The organism is Streptomyces maremycinicus (genome assembly GCF_001184025.1).
In the GTDB taxonomy this organism is placed as follows: domain Bacteria; phylum Actinomycetota; class Actinomycetes; order Streptomycetales; family Streptomycetaceae; genus Streptomyces; species Streptomyces maremycinicus.
Genome location: NZ_BBYG01000025.1, coordinates 56,000 through 74,492, shown reverse-complemented (window position 1 = coordinate 74,492; position 18,493 = coordinate 56,000). Strand labels below are relative to the sequence as shown.

The following is an 18,493-nucleotide window of genomic DNA, read 5'->3' as shown; positions in this document are numbered from 1 at the left end:
AAGACGGTGGGTCTCTCGTCAGGGGCGGGGAGGCCGGGGTCCGGAGGGACGCGGGAACTCGTGCGACGCGGCGGCCGTTCTCTCTGTGACGGCGCGAACACTCAGCGTCACGAAAGATCACAGGGGACCCGGTCCCGGCCCATGAGGGCGGCCCGCTTGGTGGGCAGCTCGATCTCGGCGAGGAACCGGAAGCCCGCGCTCAGGAAGGTGGCGATGGACGCGATGTTGCGCAGGTCGGGTTCGGCGACGACGCGGGTACAGGCGGGCCTCCGGTCGAGGATCAGGTCGGCGACGGCTCTGAGCAGAAGGCTGCCGAGACCTCGCCCGCGGTCTGCGCGACCGCCCACGAGGAAGTGGATACCGGTGTCGTGCGGCCGGACCGGACAGTGGGCCGCCAGCGGGTCGAGGTCTGCCCGGTAGATCTCCCAGTAGCTCATGGGCCGGCCTTCCAGCACCCCGAGGCAGGGGACGCTGCGCCCGTCGTCGGCGAGCTGGCGGCGCAGGTGTCGCGCTGTCACGGAGTCGGGTCCCGCCAGCTCCCAGAACGCCGCGACCGCGGGGTCGTTCATCCACCGGCAGACGAGGGTGAGGTCCCTGTCGACCTGTACGGGGACCAGGTGGAAGGCACCAGCGGGGGTGGATGTGGGCCCCCAGCCGCCGACGTGGTCGAGCAGGTCGGAGGCGGCGGGAGGGGTACGGCTGTCGGCGGCTGTCTCTACGGGAGCCACGGCAGCTCCTCTCAGCAGGTCGGGCGGGGCGGGTTCCTCGGAGCAGGGCGGGGACGGACGGCCGGTGGAGCGACGGCTCAGGAGTGCAGGGGGTTGGCGATGGTGACGTAGACGGACTGGGTGTCCACGGGACCGACGAGTTCGTCGAGGCCGTGCAACCGGGTCAGCAGATTGGCCTTGCAGCGCAGCCGGGGCGAGTCGAGCAGCCGGGCGGGCAGCGAACCGGCGAGTCGGCGGGGGCCGGCGGCGGCCTCGCCGAGGAAGCGCCGGAACGCGGCGAGCAGCAGTTGCTCGTCGGCGAGCCGCTGGGAGCCGAAGGCGCCGATGAGGCCGAGCACGTTGTTGATGCCCAGGTAGTAGGCGAAGCGCTCGTCGGTGACCTCGTCGGACACGAAGGTGTCGCTGTGCTCGCCGATGCCGGGCAGCCGGGCTTCGAGCTCCGCGCGGCCGGACTCGCGGAAGTAGTAGCCCTGGTTGTCGCGGTAGCGGCCGCCGGTGGGCCAGCCGTCGGGGTCCAGGAGGAGGAGCGTGTTCTGCTGATGCGCCTCCAGTGCGATCCCGGCCGCACCGTCGAGCCACAGGACGGGGCGGACGACCTGCTCCAGATAGCGCAGGAACCACTCGGCGGCGACCGCCGACAGCGGTCGGCCCGTCCGTACGGCGAGCTGCCTGATGATCACGGTCAGCCGGGAGCCGTGGGCGGAGACCGTGTCGGGCCGGGGTGCGACAAGGCCTGCCACGCAGGAGACGTCGTCCTCCGGAGCGAACGGGTTGTGGCGGATCATCACGTCGAGGCCTGTCAGCGGGAGACCGTCGGCGCCGTCGACCGCGAGCCAGGCCGGGTCGCGGACGATGTCGAAGTCCGGGTGGGCCGCCTGCCACTGCTCGGCCAGGCCCGCGCGCAGCAGGCGGTGCACCTCGACACCGCGGTGGAGTTCTTTGCGGAGGTTCTCACGACAGGAGTTGGTGATGCGCAGGCCCAACGACAGTTTGAGCATGGCGGGTGCGCCGGGCCGGTGGACGGTGCGGACGGAGGAGGTCGGATGCCACGAGGGGCCATGGGCGCCCAGGTCCTGGAGCAGTCCGGCGTCGAACAGGGCCTCGACCTCGGGACGATGCCGTGCCTCGCGCAGCTGCCAGGGGTGCACCGGCAGTGCGGCGAACCCCGCCGGCAACGGCAGCCCGGCGCCGCCGAGCCTGGCCGTCAACCGGGCGGCGGGGACGGGACGGCCGCCCTCGGTCCAGGCAGAGTCGGTGGCGACCGCGGAAGGAGCGACAGCGAGCCAGCGCAGAGGGAAGGAGCCCCGCGACTCCGGTGAGTAGCGCAGCGCTTCACCCTCCGAGAGGCCTTCCCGGCTCTTCGGCGTCGGGTGCAGCGGATGTCCGAGCAGCAGCGCCTGTTCGGCGGTCAGGAACAGGTCGGAGGCGGCGCCGGGGCGTTCCCTGCGCTCGCCGATGAACACGGCGGTACGGCGGACGGAGTCGGCGACGCGTGCGACGAGGTCGGTGCCTTCACCGTCGGTCTTGTCCAGGCGGGCGGATCCGTCGGACGGGCCGGCGTCCCGGGACGTCTCGCGGGCCAGCAGAGCCGCCACCGTGACGGCGTCCGCCGGCGGGGACTGCTCGGGTGCGCAGGCCAGCCGTGGGAGGCCGAAGCGGTGCCAGCCGGTCGGGGACCAGTAGGAGACGGGGGTGAGCAAGGTGATGCCACTGGCGGGCAGCGGCACGCGCAGAACCCCGTCTCGGGGTGCGGGCAAGCCTGTCTCGCGCACCCAGCAGCGCAACAGGTTCTCCACGGCAGCCGCGTCGGCAGCCGTGTGCGGATAGGCATGCTCCAGCAGATCGGCGTGGCCCGGCGGCGCCACGGGGGTGGCGCCTTCCTGTTGATGGGGCTGCTGGTGGGGCTGTTGCTCGGGGACGGAGGGCGAGAGGGGTGCCGGCTGATGGGAGTGGGCGGAGGTGGTCAAGGTCGTTCCTCGTGAAGTGGTGGGGTCCGCCGCGAGCGGGCGGCGGCACGGAACTCGGGCGCCCGCTGGGCGCGTGGGCACGCAGCGATCGGGAGGTCGACACCGGTACCGCCAGCGCCCGCGGTACCGGGGGCACGCCGACGGCGGCCCGGGACTACCCCGCCCACTCGGCATGCCCACCCCGACGCCGATCCGTCCCGGGCGGCCAGCTCGACCGACCCTGACCCGGGTCCTGGGACTGACGCTGGGACTCGTGCTCGGGCTCACGCTCGGGCCTGGTGTGGGTCTGGCCTTGACCTTGGAGCCGAGGCTGGGACTCCTGCTCAGGCTCATGCCCGGGCCGCGTGTGGGTCTGGCCTTGGCCTTGGCCTTGGCCTTGGCCTTGGAGCTGACGTTGGAACTCCTGCTCAGACCGGTTCGAGGTCTGGCCCTGGCGTTGGGGCGGGGGCTGGCCCTGGGCCTGCGGCTTCGGCCGGTCCTTGCCCTCGCCCTGGAGCTCTGGCTGGGACTCCTGCTCGGGCAAGTTCGGGGACTGGCCCTGGGCACGGGGCTCCGGCCGGTTCTGTCCCCGGCCCTGGAGCCGATACCGGGGCTCAGGCTCGGCGCGGTTCTCGCTCCGGTGCTGGCGCTCATCCGCCGGCCGGCCCGGAGGCCGAAGCCCGGACTCGGACCCGGACCCGGACCCGGACTCGGACTCGGGCTCGGGCTCGGACTTGAACTCAGGCCCAGACTCGGACTGGGACCCGGACTCTGCCCCGGACTCGGGCCCGGACTCTGCCCCGGACTGGGACCCGGACTCGGACCCGGACCCGGGGCCCGACCCGGACCCGGGCTGAGGGTTCCGTTGGTCGGACATCCGCCGGCTCCGGCTGCGGCTGCGGCTGCGGCTGGTACTGAGGCTCTGGCCCCGGCCCTGACTCCTGTGGGGGCTGAGGCTGGGCCTGGGGCTGCGGGACGCTGCCGCCATGGCGTCCGCGAGTCGGTCGAGTACGGCGGTGGCCTGCTCGTCGGTGATCGTCAGGGGCGGAAGCAGCCGTACGACGCTGGCGTGGCGGCCGCCGAGTTCGACGATCAGGCCCCGGCGCAGGCACTCCCGTCGCACGGCGGCCGCCAGCGCGGGAGCCGAAGGAAGCGCCGGGCGGGGGTCGACGTCATGGGCATGCGCACCGTCGGCCGTCGCGCCGCGTTCATCACCGGCCTGCGTGGCGGCGCGCTGAACGCCGATCGGGCCGGGCCCGCTCGCCCCCTCGGGGTCCACCATCTCGACCCCGATCATCAGCCCGCGACCCCGTACGTCCCCCATGCACGGAAAGTCCCTGGCGAGAGAGCGGAGTTGGCCCAGCATGCGGCTCCCCAGGGTGGCCGCGCGCTCGGCGAGACGGTTCTCGCGCACGTAGGCGAGGGTGGCCGTACCCGCGGCCATGGCGAGCTGGTTGCCGCGGAACGTGCCCGCGTGGGCGCCGGGTTGCCAGACGTCGAGGGCGTCACGGTAGACGATGACGGCCAACGGCAGGCTGCCCCCGATGGCCTTGGACATGACCATCACGTCGGGGACGATCCCGCTGTGCTCCACCGCCCAGAAGGCGCCGGTCCGGCCGACGCCGGTCTGGACCTCGTCGGCGATCAGGGGGATCGAGCGCTCGGCCGTGATCTGGCGCATGCGCCGCATCCACCGGTCCGGCGCGGGAATGACACCGCCCTCGCCCTGGACCGGTTCGAGGATCATCCCGGCGGGGTGCCGTACCCCCGACTTGGGGTCGTCGAGGAGGGACTCGGCCCAGCGGGCCCCGAGTTCGGCGCCGCGCTCGCCGCCTACACCGAACGGGCAACGGTAGTCCTGCGGATAGGGCAGCCGCGCCACCCGTACGTCGTGGGCACCCCCGGAGGCCTCGAGGGATCCGGCGGTCAAGCCGTGGTACGCACCGGTGAAGGCCAGGACACCGGTGCGGCCGGTGGCGGCCCGGACCAGCGTGAGGGCTGCCTCCACCGCGTCCGTGCCGGCCGGTCCGCAGAACTGCACGCGCGCGTGGTCGGCGAGACCGGGTGGCAGGGTGCGGAACAGTTCGGTGACGAAGGCGTCCTTGACGGGGGTGGCGAGGTCGAGGACGTGCAGGGGCGCTCCCGAGTCGAGGACCTTGCGGATGGCCTCCAGCACGACGGGATGGTTGTGGCCGAGCGCGAGGGTTCCGGCGCCCGAGAGACAGTCGAGGTAGCGGCGGCCGTCCGCGCCCTCGATGGTCAGGCCGCGCGCCCGTACCGGCACGATCGGCAGGGCACGCGCGTAGGTGCGCGCCGCGGACTCGCGGGCCGACTGCCGCCGCAGGATCCCCTCGTGCGCGCGGCGGCCGCCCGTCCGGTTGCCCGTGACCGCCGTTCCGGCGACGAGGTCCCCCTCGACGGGGCAGTCGGCGACGGAGGATGCGGCGGCGGGAGACACCGCGCCGGAGGTTCCGTCGGGGCGGGTTCCGTCGGTACGCCCCGAGGCGGCCTCCTCGGGTACCGGCTCGGTCACTGCCACGTCCCTCAGTCCTTCCGCGGGTCGAAGGGCGAGCACACACAGCGGCCCCCATCGGTACCAACACCGCGCGGGCGTGCCGGTTACGGGTGGTGAGGAGAATGACCGCCGCCCGGCCGGTCCCGTCGTCGGTCTGTGGCGGAACAGTTGCCATTCGGTCGGGAGTCCCCCGCGACGACCGCTTATCGTGTGGTGGCATCACACATGGCCGTGAGATCCGCTTGAACTCGGTGTGAGATCACCATGAGTTCCACTCGGCGGGAGCGGTCGGTACTTCAAGTTCGTTGACAGCAGGGGGAGTCAGATCATGCGATCCATACGGCCGTCGTTCGTCGTTCGGCGGGGGAGGAACGCGCGCCGCAGAACCTCCCCCGTCCTGGGCGCCGTGGCCCTCGCCTCGGTGCTCGCGCTCACCGCGACCGCCTGTGATTCGGGCGACACCGAGGCGGACAACCAGGCCGCCGCGACGGCGTCGACCGGTAGCGACGGCAAGATCACGATCCCGGACGACATCAAGGACAGGCTCAAAGAGCACGGGATCGATCTCGACAAGTGGAAGAACGGCGCCTGGAAGAACTGGGACAAGGACGACTGGCTGCGTGAGGCGCAGGACTACGTCAACCCGATCATCGCGGGGCTGTGGGACCCGGATCGCATGCGGGAGGCCGAGGACCCGGACCGGAGCGTCGACGAGAACGACCTCTCCGGTGACCAGGGCGTGACCGACCCGACGCCGCAGGCGGTGGACGCGAAGGCCGTATCGCCCTCGTACCACGAGAACGCCGCCGAGGCGGGCAAGGTGCTCTTCGACTCCCCGGAGGGCACGATGGTCTGCTCGGCGACGGTCGTGCAGGACCCGGCTCACCCCGGCAAGTCCGACCTGGTGTGGACGGCGGGCCACTGTGTGCACGCCGGCAAGGGCGGCGGCTGGTACCGCAACATCGCGTTCGTGCCGTCGTACAACGACTCGGGCCTGTCGGCCAAGGAGTTGGAGACCGCCACCAAGGAGCAGGTCGCTCCGTACGGGGTCTGGTGGGGCGACTGGACGAAGACGTCCGACCAGTGGATCGCGCAGGGCGGCGAGACCGGCGGTGACGGCGCCTCGTACGACTACGCCGTCATCCATGTGACCCCGGAGGAGGGCGGTACGGGCAAGTCCCTGGAGGAGACGGTCGGTTCGGCGCTCCCGGTGGACTTCAACGCCCCGGCGGTGCCGAAGGTGAGCAGCATCACCGCGACCGGTTACCCGGCGGCGGCGCCGTACGACGGGCAGGCCCTCTACCAGTGCCAGGACAAGCCGGGACGGTTCTCCCTGAGCTCCTCGGACCCCACGATGTACCGCATCGGCTGCACGATGACCGGTGGTTCGTCGGGCGGCGGCTGGGTCGCGAAGGGGTCGGACGGGAAGCCCGCGCTGGTGTCCAACACCTCGATCGGCCCGGTGAAGGCCGGTTGGCTCGCGGGGCCGCGGCTGGGTGACGTGGCCAAGGGTGTGTACGACTCGGTGAGCGACAAGTTCGCCGGTCAGTAGCGTGATCGGCGGTGGGACGCCTGACGGGAACCTTCACCGTCCCACCGCCGTTCGTCCCGAATTCCCCGGGCATAGTGGTGTGTTGCCCGTGGGAGGGTGCCGGCGTCATTGCGGCGGCCTAGACCTGTCAGGCCCATGACACCCGACCCAGGTCACCTCGCACCTCGCGACGATCCATACGTTTCACCTTCACACGTCTCAACGGGGGACATCGCACCATGCGTTCCACACGTACGTCCGCCGCGCGCCCGCACGGGCGACGGCGCACCCTGCTCGCGGCCGGTCTCGTCGCCGCCCTGGCCCTGACCGCCACCGCGTGCGGCGGCGGCTCCGACGACACCGGGGCCGACGCCACCGCCACCGCATCCGGGACGGCCGCCGGCTCCGGCTCCGCCGGCGGCAAGGTCAAGGTCCCGGCCGACATCGCCGACAAGCTCGCGAAGCACGGCGTCGACGTCGACAAGTGGGCCGACGGCGGCTGGCAGGACTGGGACAGGGACAAGTGGCTCAGCGCGGCCAAGGACTTCGTCAATCCGGTGATCGAAGGGCTGTGGAAGCCCGAGCGGATGCGGTCCGCGAAGGAGGCGAACAAGACCGTCACCACGAAGGACGCCGCCGCAGACCAGGGCGTCAGCGACCCGGATCCGACGGCCGTGAAGGCGACCGCCGAGAAGACGCCGTACCACGAGAACGCGGCCCCGGTCGGCAAGGTCTTCTTCGACTCGCCCGAAGGCACGATGGTCTGCTCCGGCACGGTCGTCAAGGACGTGAACCACCCCGGGAAGTCCAACCTCGTGTGGACGGCCGGGCACTGTGTGCACGCCGGGGGCGACGGCGGCTGGTACCGCAACCTCGTCTTCGTCCCGGCCTACAACGACCTCGGCAAGTCCGAGGCGCAGCTCGGCGACGCCACGGCGTCGGAGATCGCCCCGTACGGCAACTGGTGGGCCGACTGGGCGTCGACGTCGAACGAGTGGATCGCGGGCGGCTCGGACACGGGCGGCGCGGGAGCCGCGTACGACTACGCCGTGCTGCACGTGACGCCGGAGCAGGGCTCCGAGTCGCTGGAGGAGACGGTCGGCGCGGCGCTGGACGTGGACTTCTCCGCGCCGTCCGCGACCGAGGTCGCCTCCATGGGCGCCTGGGGGTACCCGGCGGCACCGCCCTACAACGGGCTCAAGATGTTCAAGTGCCTCGACCGGCCGGGACGGTTCTCACTGGACGCGTCGCTGCCGGCGATGTACCGCATCGGCTGCACGATGACCGGCGGTTCGTCCGGCGGCGGCTGGTTCCGGGTGGTGGGCGGCAGGACCGAACTGGTCTCCAACACCTCGATCGGCCCGGCCGACAACACCTGGCTGGCGGGGCCCCGGCTCGGCCGGGAGGCCGAGGCGCTGTACGAGAACATGAGCAGGACGTACGGCGGCCGGTGAACCGTACACGCCGAAGGCCCGCCCCCTGCGGGAAGCAGGGGGCGGGCCTTCGGGCGTTCAGCGGGTCGTGACGGCTCAGGCGAGCGGAGCCGGTACGTACGGCGCGAGGTCCGCCGCCAGCTCCTCGTGCACCCGCACCTTCAGCAGCGTGCCCTCCGCCGTGTGCTCCTCGGAGATCACCTCGCCCTCGGTGTGGGCGCGGGCCACCAGACCGCCGTGGGTGTACGGCACGAGTGCCTCCACCTCGACGGACGGCCGCGGCAGCTCGTTGTCGATCAGCGCGAGCAGCTCGGCGATGCCCTGGCCGGTGCGGGCCGAGACGGCGATGGAACGCTTCTCGATCCGCATGAGCCGCTGGAGCGTCAGCGGGTCGGCCGCGTCCGCCTTGTTGATCACGACGACCTCGGGCACGCCGGTGGCGCCGACGTCCCGGACCACCTCGCGTACGGCGGCCAGCTGCTCCTCCGGGTTCGGGTGCGAGCCGTCCACCACGTGCAGGATCAGGTCGGCCTCGCCGACCTCTTCCATGGTGGAGCGGAACGCCTCGACCAGGTGGTGCGGCAGGTGCCGGACGAAGCCGACCGTGTCGGCCAGCGTGTACAGGCGACCGCTCGGGGTCTCCGCCCGGCGCACGGTCGGGTCCAGGGTCGCGAACAGCGCGTTCTCGACCAGGACGCCCGCACCGGTGAGGCGGTTGAGCAGCGACGACTTGCCGGCGTTGGTGTACCCCGCGATGGCGACGGACGGCACCTTGTGGCGCTTGCGTTCCTGGCGCTTGATCTCGCGGCCGGTCTTCATGTCCGCGATCTCCCGGCGCATCTTCGCCATCTTCTCGCGGATCCGACGCCGGTCCGTCTCGATCTTGGTCTCACCGGGGCCACGGGTGGCGAGGCCGCCGCCCTTGCCGCCGCCCATCTGCCGGGACAGCGACTGACCCCAGCCGCGCAGCCTCGGCAGCATGTACTGCATCTGCGCGAGCGCGACCTGCGCCTTGCCCTCCCGGGACTTGGCGTGCTGGGCGAAGATGTCCAGGATCAGGGCCGTACGGTCGATGACCTTGACCTTGACGACGTCCTCGAGCTGGATCAGCTGACCCGGGCTGAGCTCACCGTCGCAGATGACGGTGTCCGCGCCCGTCTCGAGGACGAGGTCGCGCAGCTCCTGTGCCTTGCCGGAGCCGATGTAGGTGGCCGCGTCGGGCTTGTCACGGCGCTGGATGACGCCGTCGAGCACGAGCGCGCCCGCCGTCTCCGCGAGGGCGGCCAGCTCCGCGAGGGAGTTGTCCGCGTCCTGTGCGGTTCCGGTGGTCCAGACGCCGACGAGCACGACCCGCTCCAGGCGGAGCTGGCGGTACTCGACCTCGGTGACGTCCTCGAGTTCGGTGGAGAGGCCCGCGACGCGGCGCAGGGCCGCGCGCTCGGAGCGGTCGAACTGGTCGCCGTCCCGGTCTCCGTCGATCTCGTGGCTCCAGGCGACGTCCTCTTCCATCAGGGCATCGGCCCGGAGACCTTCGGGGTAGGCGTGCGCAACGCGCTGGGTGTCCTGGGAAGAGGAAGAAGAGGAGGTCATTGGGTCCTTACGTCGTTGGATGCCGGTTACGGCGGCCTTCATGGAGGTCAACGCGCGAGCACTCCGGGAGATTCCCGTGTCCCGCGGTGCACCGACCTCACGATGGTCGCACGGTACGGGCCGTCTCGTCACGGCCTTATTTCGCGGCCGGCCCTGCCGGGCGGGCGACCTTCGGCGCGGCCTTCGGTTCGCCCTTGGCGACCGGTGGCGCCGGCTTCCAGTCCGGGTGGCCGGGCATCAGCGGGGTCTTCTCGCCGTACAGCCAGTCCTTGAAGAACCGGGCCAGGTCGCGTCCGGAGATCTCCTGGGCGAGCCGTACGAAGTCGGCGGTGGTCGCCGTGGAGTCCCGGTGGTTGTGGACCCAGGCCCGCTCCAGGTGCTCGAACGCGGTCCGGCCGATCTCCTGGCGCAGGGCGTAGAGGACGAGGGCGGCGCCGTCGTAGACGTTGGGCCGGAAGATGCTGATCTTCTGGCCGGGGTTGGGGGCCTTGGGCTGAGCCGGCGGGCCGCCCGTGGAGCGCCAGCGGTCGGAGGCGCCGTACGCCGCCTTCATCCGCGCCTCCAGGGTGCGTCCCGCCTTCTCCTCCGCGTACAGCGCCTCGTACCAGGTGGCGTGTCCCTCGTTGAGCCACAGGTCGGACCAGGTGCGCGGGCTGACGCTGTCGCCGAACCACTGGTGCGACAGCTCGTGCACCATGATCGACTCGATGTACCACTTGGGGTAGGCGGGCTCGGTGAAGAGGTCCCGCTCGAAGAGGGAGAGGGTCTGCGTCTCGAGTTCGAACCCGGTCGAGGCCTCCGCCATGAGCAGGCCGTAGGTCTCGAAGGGGTACGGGCCGACCTTGCGCTCCATCCAGGCGATCTGGTCGGGGGTCTTCTTCAGCCACGGTTCGAGGAGCTCGCGGTCCTTGGTGGGCACGACGTCCCGCACGGGCAGTGCGTGCGGACCCTGGCGGTGCACGACCGTGGAGCGGCCGATGGACACCTGGGTGAGCTCGGTGGCCATGGGGTGCTGGGTGCGGTAGGTCCAGGTGGTGGTTCCGCCGGTCCGCTCGACCCCGGTCGGCAGTCCGCCGGCGACGGCCGTGTAGCCGTCGGGGGCGGTGATCCGGACGGTGAACATCGCCTTGTCGGACGGGTGGTCGTTGCACGGGAAGACCAGGTGCGCGGCGTCCGCCTGGTTGGCCATGGCGAGACCGTCCGCGGTCCGCACCCAGCCGCCGTCCCGGCCGGTGCTGACGGGGTCGCTGGTGTGCCGCACGGTGATCCGCGTCCAGCTGCCGGCGGCCAGCGGGTCCTCCGGGGTGACCACCAGGTCGTCGCCGGCGCCGGCGAAGGTGGCGGGTTCGCCGTCGACCTCGACGGATTCGACCTTCCCCTGGGCGAAGTCGAGGTTGATCCGCTCCAGGGCGGTGGTGGTCCAGGCGTCGATGGTGGTGACCGCCTGGAGGGGCTTGGTGTTGGTACCGGAATAGGTGAAGGCGAGGTCGTACGAGGCGACGTCGTACCCGGGGTTGCCCAGGTGGGGGAAGAGGCGGTCGCCGACGCCGAGCGGGACCTCCGGGGCGCTCGCGGCGACGAGACAGACGGAGACGGCCGAGGCGAGGAGCGCGGATTTCAGCCGGGCGCGAGGGGTGAGCAGCATGCACCACCGCTACCAGCGCGCACGTCCGCCGCGTCGGCGACGCGCGCCCGGCCCACCCGAACGGGTTGCGCACGCGCGCGTGTCCGACGCCCGGCAGGACGCCCGCGGCCGCCGCTTCGCTCCCGCGCGCGGGAGGCAGCTCGCGGGGCGACACCGGCGGGGGCCGCCTCACGCCGCCCGCCTCATACGGCGGGCCTCACTCCGAACGCCTCGCACCGCGCCTCACGCCACACGCCGCCCGCCTCACACCGCACGCCTCGCACCGCACGCCTCGCACCGCACGCCTCGCACCGCACGCCTCGCACCGCGCCTCACGCCACACGCGCGGGCCTAACGCCGCCCGCCTCACACCACACCTCACGCCACACGCGCGGGCCTCACGCCGCCCGCCTCACACCACACCTCACGCCACCCACCACCCGCCGCACGCGCGCGTGGGTACTGCCTACGCGGGCTCCGGCGAGGCGGGAGCGTGATGCTGCGCGCGGCCCACGTCGTAGACGCCGGGCACGTTCCGCATGGCGCGCATGAGGGTGGGCAGGTGGCCGGCGTCCGGGAGCTGCACGGTGTACGTGTGGCGCACCCGCTGCTGGCTCGGTGGCTCGACGGTCGCGGAGACGATCTCGGCGCCCTCCAGGGCCATCGCCTCGGTGAGGTCGGCCAGCAGATGAGGGCGGCCGAACGATTCGGCGACCAGGGTGACCCGGCAGCCGGTGGTGTCGCCCCAGCGCACGTCGACCTCCTCGCGCCCCGCGTTCGCCATGCGCGCCACGGCGGAACACTCGGCGCGGTGCACGGTCACCACTCCCCCGCGCACGGCGAAGCCGGTCACCTCGTCCAGGGGCACGGGCGTGCAGCACCCGGCGAGCCGGACGCTCGCGTCGGGCCGGTCGACGACGGTGATCGCGGCGCCGGGCCGTGCGGCGGGGGCGTCCGGCGAGACCTGGTCGGCCGCGGACCGGGCACTCGCCCCGGCGGCCTTGGCGGTCCCGGGGTCCTCCGCCGCCCCGGTGCCGTCCTCGTCCTCCGCCGGGGCGGGGTGCGTCGCCAGCCACCGCTGGATGGCGATGCGGGCGGCGGGGGTGTGGGCGTGCTCCAGCCACTCCCTGGAGGGCTCCGAGGCGGGATCCTGGCCCATGAGGAGCTGCACGGTGTCGCCGTCCCGCAGCACGGTGCTGAGGGTCGCCAGACGGCCGTTCACGCGGGCGCCGATGCAGGCGTGGGCGTCCTCGCCGTACTGCGCGTACGCGGCGTCGACGCAGGTGGCTCCCTCGGGCAGGCCGAGCGTGCCGCCGTCGGGGCGGAAGACGGTGATCTCGCGGTCCTGGGCGAGGTCCTCGCGCAGGGTGGACCAGAAGGTGTCCGGATCGGGCGCGGCCTCCTGCCAGTCCAGGAGGCGGGAGAGCCAGCCTGGCCGGGTCGGGTCGACGCGTTCCTCGTCGGCCGGGACCTTCCCGCGGGCCTGTTCCTCCGCGGAGGCCGTGTACGGGTTGCCGAGGGCGATGACGCCGGCCTCGGCGACCTTGTGCATCTGGTGGGTGCGGATGAGGACTTCGGCGACCTGGCCGTCCTCGCGGGCGACGGCGGTGTGCAGCGACTGGTACAGGTTGAACTTGGGGACGGCGATGAAGTCCTTGAACTCCGAGACGACCGGCGTCATACAGGTGTGCAGTTCACCCAGGACGGCGTAACAGTCGGCGTCCTCGTTCACCAGCACCAGCAGCCGCCCGAAGTCGGCGCCCCGCATGCGGCCGCGCTTGCGGGACGCGCGGTGCACGGACACGAAGTGCCGCGGGCGGATGAGGACTTCGGCCTGGATGTCGGCCTCGCGCAGCACCGTGCGCATGGCCTCGGCGAACTCGGCGAGGGGGTCGTCCGCGCGGGAGGCGTTCTCGACGATCAGTTCGCGGGTGTGCTCGTACTCCTCGGGGTGCAGGATCGCGAAGACGAGGTCTTCCAGCTCGGTCTTGAGGGCCTGTACCCCGAGACGTTCGGCGAGCGGGATGAGGACGTCGCGGGTGACCTTGGCGATGCGTTCCTGTTTCTCGGGGCGCATCACGCCGAGGGTGCGCATGTTGTGCAGCCGGTCGGCGAGTTTGATCGACATCACGCGGACGTCGTTGCCGGTGGCGACGAGCATCTTGCGGAAGGTCTCGGGCTCGGCGGCCGCGCCGTAGTCGACCTTCTCCAACTTCGTTACGCCGTCGACGAGATAGCGCACCTCGGCGCCGAACTGCTCACCGACCTGATCGAGCGTCACATCCGTGTCCTCGACGGTGTCGTGGAGCAGGGACGCCGTCAGGGCCGTTGTCTCCGCGCCGAGTTCGGCGAGGATCAGTGTCACGGCGAGCGGGTGGGTGATGTAGGGCTCGCCGCTCTTGCGCATCTGGCCGCGGTGCGAGGACTCGGCGAGCACGTAGGCGCGGTGCAGCGGTTCCAGGTCGGCGTCGGGGTGGTGGGCTCGATGGGCCTCGACCACATGGCCGATCGCGTCGGGGAGCCGGCCGCGGGAGGCGGGGCCGAGCAGCGCGGCCCGGCCCAGGCGACGCAGGTCGATCCGGGGGCGACTGCGCCTGCGGGGCGCTGACGGCACTACCGGGCCTGGGGTCGCGGGATTCGTGGCCTCCGCACTCATGGGCACCTCCGGCTGCGTGGACCGGCGGACGGGGTGTCCCAGGGCGGACACGGCTCAGGGGACTGGCGAACGGTTCCCCGTCCGGGCCGGTGCTTGATGCTACCGAGCCCACCACGCGCGACTGACCGCCTCTCGCCGAGCGTGAAACGGATCACCCATTCGAGCGAAGGGCCGGAGGTTTACGATTTTGCGCCACCCGACCTGATCTCGATCGTGATTTCGAGCCCCACGACCGGCCCCCGGGGGGCGGGCCTCCGGGTCCCCGGGCCACTCCGGCCTGCGATGCCAAGCCCGGACCGCATCAGCGTGCGGCTGTTTCCAGCCACTCCGCATCGATCTCCCCTGTGGCGACGATCACTGCGGGCCCGGTCATCTCGATCTCGCCGTCGGGCCGCTCGGTGATCACCAGACGTCCGCCGGGGACGTCCACGACGTAGGTCGCCGGCACTCCGGTGGCCGCCGGGTCGGCGCCGTCCCGGCGCGCGGCCGCCACGGCCACGGCGCACGCGCCCGTACCGCACGAGCGGGTCTCGCCGGAGCCGCGCTCGTGCACGCGCAGCGCGACGTGCCGCGGACCGCGGTCCACGACGAACTCGACGTTGACCCCGTCCGGGTAGGCCGAGGCCGGGCTGAACGGCGGCGGGGTGAACAGGTCGCCCGCGTGCGCGAGGTCCGCCACGAAGGCGACGGCGTGCGGGTTGCCCATGTTCACGTTCCGCGCGGGCCAGCTGCGCTCGCCGACGCTCACCGTGACGTCCCCTTCGGGGAGGCGGGCCCTGCCCATGCCGACGGTGACGTCACCCTCCTTGCCGAGGTGCACGCGCTTCACGCCCCCGCGCGTGGCGACCGCGAGGTCCCCCTCGGTGACGAGCCCGGCGTGCTGGAGGTAGCGCGCGAACACCCGGACGCCGTTGCCGCACATCTCCGCGACGGAGCCGTCGCCGTTGCGGTAGTCCATGAACCACTCCGCCTCGGCCGCCATGTCCTTCGCCTCGGGGTGCGCGGCGGACCGCACGACGTGCAGCAGCCCGTCACCGCCGATGCCCGCGCGGCGGTCGCACAGGGCGGCGACGGCGGCCGGGGGGAGGTCGATGGCGTTCTCGGGGTCCGGGACGATCACGAAGTCGTTCTCGGTGCCGTGCCCCTTGAGGAAGGCGATCCGCGTGCTCATCCCTCGATCGTACGGGGTGGCAGGGACAGCCCGTCCCGGGGCGGCGGCGCCGGTGAGCACACGCGTGCGTGGGGCTCAGCGCAGCCGGGCGACCCGCCCGACGGCCAGGGCCACCACCGCGGCGACCAGCACGACGTACGCGAGGACGACCCGCCAGTCGGGACGGCGCCCGGAACCGCGCGCGGGCAGCCCGGGCCACGTGTAACCCACACGGCGCGCGGCCGTCATTCCCCAGCCGGCCGCGCAGGAGCAGATCAGCAGCCCGAGCATGGCGATCATGGCGCCGCTGTCACCGAAGTCGAAGGCGAGCGGGAAGGCGAACATCAGGGAACCGACCGCGGCCAGCGCCACGATGGGCGCGAGCTGCCAGATCCGCAGCCGGCGCTGCGGGCGCAGCTCGACCTCGACCTCGGGGCCGCCCGCGAACATCTCCTCGGGCTCGGGCCCGTCGTCGCTCACGCCGTCCCGGGTGTCGTCCTCGTCCGGGCCGTCGGGGATCAGACGGCTTTCCTCCGGCTCCGGTTCACCACGTTCGGTGGTGAGGTGCTCGGTGCCTTTTGCGGTGTCGCGAGGGCCGGCCTCCATCGCCACGCGCCCTCCCAACTCGGACTCCACTTGGTCGATCGAAGCTCGATGATGGCACGGCACCGGAGGCCCGGATGACGGCCTGGGCGTCCCGATGCCATGACGTGATCAGGCTGTGACCGGTCGCTCCACCAACGCCAACGCGAGCTCCGGAAGTTCTGTGAGGTCAGCCGCGGCCCCACTCAACCAGTGCACCCGGGGATCGCGCCTGAACCACGAATCCTGACGGCGCGCGAAGCGCTTGGTGGCACGGACCGTCTCGGCGCGCGCCTCGTCCTGGGTGCAGTCGCCGCTCAGGGCGGTGAGGACCTGCTGGTAGCCGAGCGCGCGCGAGGCCGTGCGCCCCCCGCGCAGTCCTCGCGCCTCCAGTGCGCGGACCTCGTCGACCAGCCCCGCGTCCCACATCCGGTCGACGCGGCGGGTGATGCGCTCGTCGAGTTCGGGGCGCGCCACGTCGACCCCGATCTGGACGGTGTCGTAGACCGAGTCATGGCCGGGGAGGTTGGCCGTGAAGGGCTTGCCGGTGATCTCGATCACCTCGAGGGCCCGGACGATACGGCGTCCGTTGCCGGGCAGGATGGCGTGCGCGGCCTCCGGGTCGGCGGCGGCCAGCCGGGCGTGCAGCGCGCCCGATCCGCGCAGCGTGAGCTCCTCCTCGAGCCGGGCCCTGACCTCGGGGTCGGTGCCGGGGAACTCCAGGTTGTCGACGGCGCCGCGGACGTAGAGCCCCGAGCCGCCGACCAGGACCGGCCAACGGCCCTCGGCGAGCAGGGCGTCGATCCTCGCGCGGGCCAGCCGCTGGTACTCGGCGACGGAGGCGGTCTCCGTCACCTCCCAGACGTCCAGGAGGTGGTGCGGGACGCCACCGCGCTCTTCGGGTGTCAGCTTGGCGGTGCCGATGTCCATCCCGCGGTAGAGCTGCATGGAGTCGGCGTTGACGACCTCGCCGCCGAGCCGCTGGGCCAGGAATACGCCCAGATCGGACTTTCCGGCCGCGGTCGGTCCGACGACGGCGATGACGCGGGGGGCGGGGGGTGCGCTGCTCACGGCACCAGTCTCGCAAACCCCGGACCCCGCCCTCGAACGAGTTAGGTGACAACGCCGCCGCGACGTCGTTGCCCGATGCGAGATTCCCGTCACCCTTCGCGGGGACGGTGACCCGGTGACGCAAATGGACGCACCGGCCGACGCGGGATTTCGCCCGCACGAGTACCGTATGGAGTGGATATGGGCGTTTTGGCACGGATTTTTCGGAGGTCGAAGGCCACGGAGGAGTCGACGGAGGCGACGGTGGAGACGGTGAGCGCCGCCGACGGGCCGGCGGACGGCGTCGACGCGGAGCGGACGGACGACCCGACGCCGGCGCGGGAGCCGGCTTCCCCGGTCGAAGCCGAGGCCGGGGCGGAGACCGAAGCCGACGCCGAGGGGGCCGGAAGCACCGACGGGCCGGAGACGGAGCAGTCGACGGAACCGGTCGCCGCCGCCACCGACGGGGTCGAGATCCCCCGGCAGCAGTCCGCCGAAGAGGCGGCCGACAGTGAAGCGGGCGACGGCGTCCGCGCGTGACGGAACCCGCGAGGAAGGTGCCCCATGGGTCTCTTGGACAATTTGAAGGCCAGACTCTCCCCGGCCAAGGGCAAGGTCTCCGACCTCGCGCAACAGCACGGGGACAAGGTCCAGCACGGTCTCGACAAGGCCGCCAGGGTCGTTGACGAGAAGACCAAGGGCAAGTACAGCGACCGGATCCAGTCGGGCACCGGTAAGGCCAAGGGCGCCATGGACCGGCTCGCGCACAAGGACGAGTCCCCCGGGGGCGGCGACACCTTCACCCCGCCGAACACTCCCCCGCCCGCCTCCTGAGCGGTACCTCACTCCGGCCCACCGAACGGCGGACGGCCGCGCGGCGCGGACGCCCGCGGCCGTCCGCCGTCCCGTCGGCCGATGCCGCTCACCGGCGCCCCCGGGACGCCTCCGCCGGGCCGTCTAGGACCAGGTCGCGACCATGTATCCCACCCCGTAGGGCGCGTCCTCGTAGAGCAGCGCGCCGCTCAGCCCGGCACCCTCGGCCGCGCCCGCCAGCACCTGCCAGGGCGCTCGGCCCGACGCCTTCAGCTCGTACGCCACCTCGGCGTCCAGCGCCTTCAGGGCGGTGAGGTCCGCCGCGCCGAGCGCCCGGGCGACCTCGGCGTCGAAGGGGGCCGCGCGCTCGTCGAGATACCCGGGCGCCTTCAGCGTCCGGCACGCGCTGGCATCGCCCATCACCAGCAGCGCGACCCGGTCCGCCGCCGCGCCGATGCCCCGGCCGACCTCGATGCAGCGCTCGGGCGCGAGCGGTTCCCCCACGCCGAGTCCCTCGACCGGGGCGGCCGACCACCCCGCCCGCCCGAGCAGCCACGCGGCGACGGCGAGGGACGGCGGCAGCTCTCGTGCGGACGGCGTGTCGTCGTCGGACCGGCCCAGCCGTACGGCGAGATCCACCCCGAAGCCGGCGAACGAACCCCGTCCGCCCTCCGGGTGCGGACCGCGCCCGGACTGCTCGGCCGGTCCGACGACGACGAGCCGGTCCGGCCGGGCGGCGGCCAGCACGGCCAGCGCGTCCGAGCAGGCCGTTCGCGCGGCGTCCAGCTCGGCGGCGGCGCCCGCGGCGACCTCGGGTACCAGCAGGGGCGGACAGGGGCAGACTGCGGCGGCGACAAGCATGATCGGCAGGGTAA

14 protein-coding genes are annotated in these 18,493 nt (G+C 72.5%); 4 read left to right on the top strand and 10 right to left on the bottom strand.

Annotation, left to right across the window (positions count from 1 at the left end; all coding sequences use genetic code 11):
- Positions 1-107: 107 nt before the first annotated feature.
- The 3 genes from AOQ37_RS35860 to AOQ37_RS41605 form a co-directional block, all read right to left on the bottom strand.
- On the bottom strand, positions 108-911 hold the full coding sequence (locus tag AOQ37_RS35860; RefSeq protein WP_234437131.1) for a GNAT family N-acetyltransferase: 804 nt from the start codon (positions 909-911) through the stop codon (positions 108-110).
- Entirely contained in the window at positions 806-2,695 is a 1,890-nt protein-coding gene (locus AOQ37_RS35855; RefSeq protein ID WP_062650990.1) for an IucA/IucC family protein, read from the bottom strand. The genes AOQ37_RS35860 and AOQ37_RS35855 overlap by 106 nt, the downstream gene beginning before the upstream one ends.
- 154 nt (positions 2,696-2,849) lie before the next feature.
- Complete coding sequence (locus AOQ37_RS41605) at positions 2,850-5,213, bottom strand: diaminobutyrate--2-oxoglutarate transaminase family protein (RefSeq protein ID WP_374701572.1); 2,364 nt, start codon at positions 5,211-5,213, stop codon at positions 2,850-2,852.
- 304 nt (positions 5,214-5,517) lie between these two features.
- On the opposite strand from AOQ37_RS41605, the gene AOQ37_RS35845 reads away from it, so the two are divergent.
- Positions 5,518-6,741 (top strand): trypsin-like serine peptidase, encoded by a 1,224-nt coding sequence (locus AOQ37_RS35845; protein ID WP_062650988.1) that lies wholly within the window; start codon positions 5,518-5,520, stop codon positions 6,739-6,741.
- A gap of 218 nt (positions 6,742-6,959) precedes the next feature.
- Positions 6,960-8,174, top strand: coding sequence for a trypsin-like serine peptidase (locus tag AOQ37_RS35840; protein WP_062650985.1), 1,215 nt, complete (start codon positions 6,960-6,962; stop codon positions 8,172-8,174).
- A gap of 75 nt (positions 8,175-8,249) precedes the next feature.
- On the opposite strand, the gene hflX is transcribed toward AOQ37_RS35840, so the two are convergent.
- The 6 genes from hflX to miaA all read right to left on the bottom strand — a co-directional run bounded on the left by hflX (position 8,250) and on the right by miaA (position 16,826).
- Complete coding sequence (gene hflX / locus AOQ37_RS35835) at positions 8,250-9,743, bottom strand: GTPase HflX (protein WP_062650983.1); 1,494 nt, start codon at positions 9,741-9,743, stop codon at positions 8,250-8,252.
- A gap of 136 nt (positions 9,744-9,879) precedes the next feature.
- Positions 9,880-11,388 (bottom strand): M1 family metallopeptidase, encoded by a 1,509-nt coding sequence (locus AOQ37_RS35830; RefSeq protein WP_062650981.1) that lies wholly within the window; start codon positions 11,386-11,388, stop codon positions 9,880-9,882.
- A gap of 445 nt (positions 11,389-11,833) precedes the next feature.
- Positions 11,834-14,023 carry a RelA/SpoT family protein gene (locus AOQ37_RS35825; protein WP_062650979.1) on the bottom strand — a complete coding sequence of 730 codons (2,190 nt, stop codon included), beginning with the start codon at positions 14,021-14,023 and terminating at the stop codon, positions 11,834-11,836.
- Positions 14,024-14,324: 301 nt separating this feature from the next.
- Positions 14,325-15,194: a diaminopimelate epimerase gene (gene dapF / locus AOQ37_RS35820; protein WP_062650977.1), complete on the bottom strand. Its 870-nt coding sequence runs from the start codon at positions 15,192-15,194 to the stop codon at positions 14,325-14,327.
- Between the two features lie 75 nt (positions 15,195-15,269).
- A complete protein-coding gene (locus AOQ37_RS35815; RefSeq protein ID WP_062650975.1) occupies positions 15,270-15,779 on the bottom strand; it encodes a hypothetical protein in 510 nt (169 codons plus the stop codon).
- Positions 15,780-15,887: 108 nt separating this feature from the next.
- The gene (gene miaA / locus AOQ37_RS35810) at positions 15,888-16,826 is read right to left on the bottom strand and encodes a tRNA (adenosine(37)-N6)-dimethylallyltransferase MiaA (protein WP_062650973.1); all 939 of its coding nucleotides are present in this window, start codon (positions 16,824-16,826) and stop codon (positions 15,888-15,890) included.
- 243 nt (positions 16,827-17,069) lie between these two features.
- Here miaA and AOQ37_RS38160 point away from each other — a divergent pair, with 243 nt between their 5' ends.
- Together AOQ37_RS38160 and AOQ37_RS35800 are read left to right on the top strand one after the other, a co-directional pair.
- Positions 17,070-17,345, top strand: a complete 276-nt coding sequence (locus AOQ37_RS38160; protein WP_234437126.1) for a hypothetical protein — start codon at positions 17,070-17,072, stop codon at positions 17,343-17,345.
- Between the two features lie 24 nt (positions 17,346-17,369).
- The gene (locus tag AOQ37_RS35800) at positions 17,370-17,639 is read left to right on the top strand and encodes an antitoxin (protein WP_062650971.1); all 270 of its coding nucleotides are present in this window, start codon (positions 17,370-17,372) and stop codon (positions 17,637-17,639) included.
- Between the two features lie 123 nt (positions 17,640-17,762).
- Here AOQ37_RS35800 and AOQ37_RS35795 read toward each other — a convergent pair whose 3' ends face one another.
- A complete protein-coding gene (locus AOQ37_RS35795) occupies positions 17,763-18,479 on the bottom strand; it encodes a class III extradiol dioxygenase subunit B-like domain-containing protein (RefSeq protein ID WP_062650970.1) in 717 nt (238 codons plus the stop codon).
- Positions 18,480-18,493 lie beyond the last annotated feature (14 nt).

Bases quoted from the DNA above. Each gene is read 5' to 3' on its own strand.
- AOQ37_RS35845 (WP_062650988.1), top strand. From the start codon at position 5,518: ATGCGATCCATACGGCCGTCGTTCGTCGTTCGGCGGGGGAGGAACGCG.
- AOQ37_RS35840 (WP_062650985.1), top strand. From the start codon at position 6,960: ATGCGTTCCACACGTACGTCCGCCGCGCGCCCGCACGGGCGACGGCGC.
- hflX (WP_062650983.1), bottom strand. From the start codon at position 9,743: ATGACCTCCTCTTCTTCCTCTTCCCAGGACACCCAGCGCGTTGCGCAC.
- AOQ37_RS35830 (WP_062650981.1), bottom strand. From the start codon at position 11,388: ATGCTGCTCACCCCTCGCGCCCGGCTGAAATCCGCGCTCCTCGCCTCG.
- AOQ37_RS35825 (WP_062650979.1), bottom strand. From the start codon at position 14,023: ATGAGTGCGGAGGCCACGAATCCCGCGACCCCAGGCCCGGTAGTGCCG.
- dapF (WP_062650977.1), bottom strand. From the start codon at position 15,194: ATGAGCACGCGGATCGCCTTCCTCAAGGGGCACGGCACCGAGAACGAC.
- AOQ37_RS35815 (WP_062650975.1), bottom strand. From the start codon at position 15,779: ATGGAGGCCGGCCCTCGCGACACCGCAAAAGGCACCGAGCACCTCACC.
- AOQ37_RS35800 (WP_062650971.1), top strand. From the start codon at position 17,370: ATGGGTCTCTTGGACAATTTGAAGGCCAGACTCTCCCCGGCCAAGGGC.
- AOQ37_RS35795 (WP_062650970.1), bottom strand. From the start codon at position 18,479: ATGCTTGTCGCCGCCGCAGTCTGCCCCTGTCCGCCCCTGCTGGTACCC.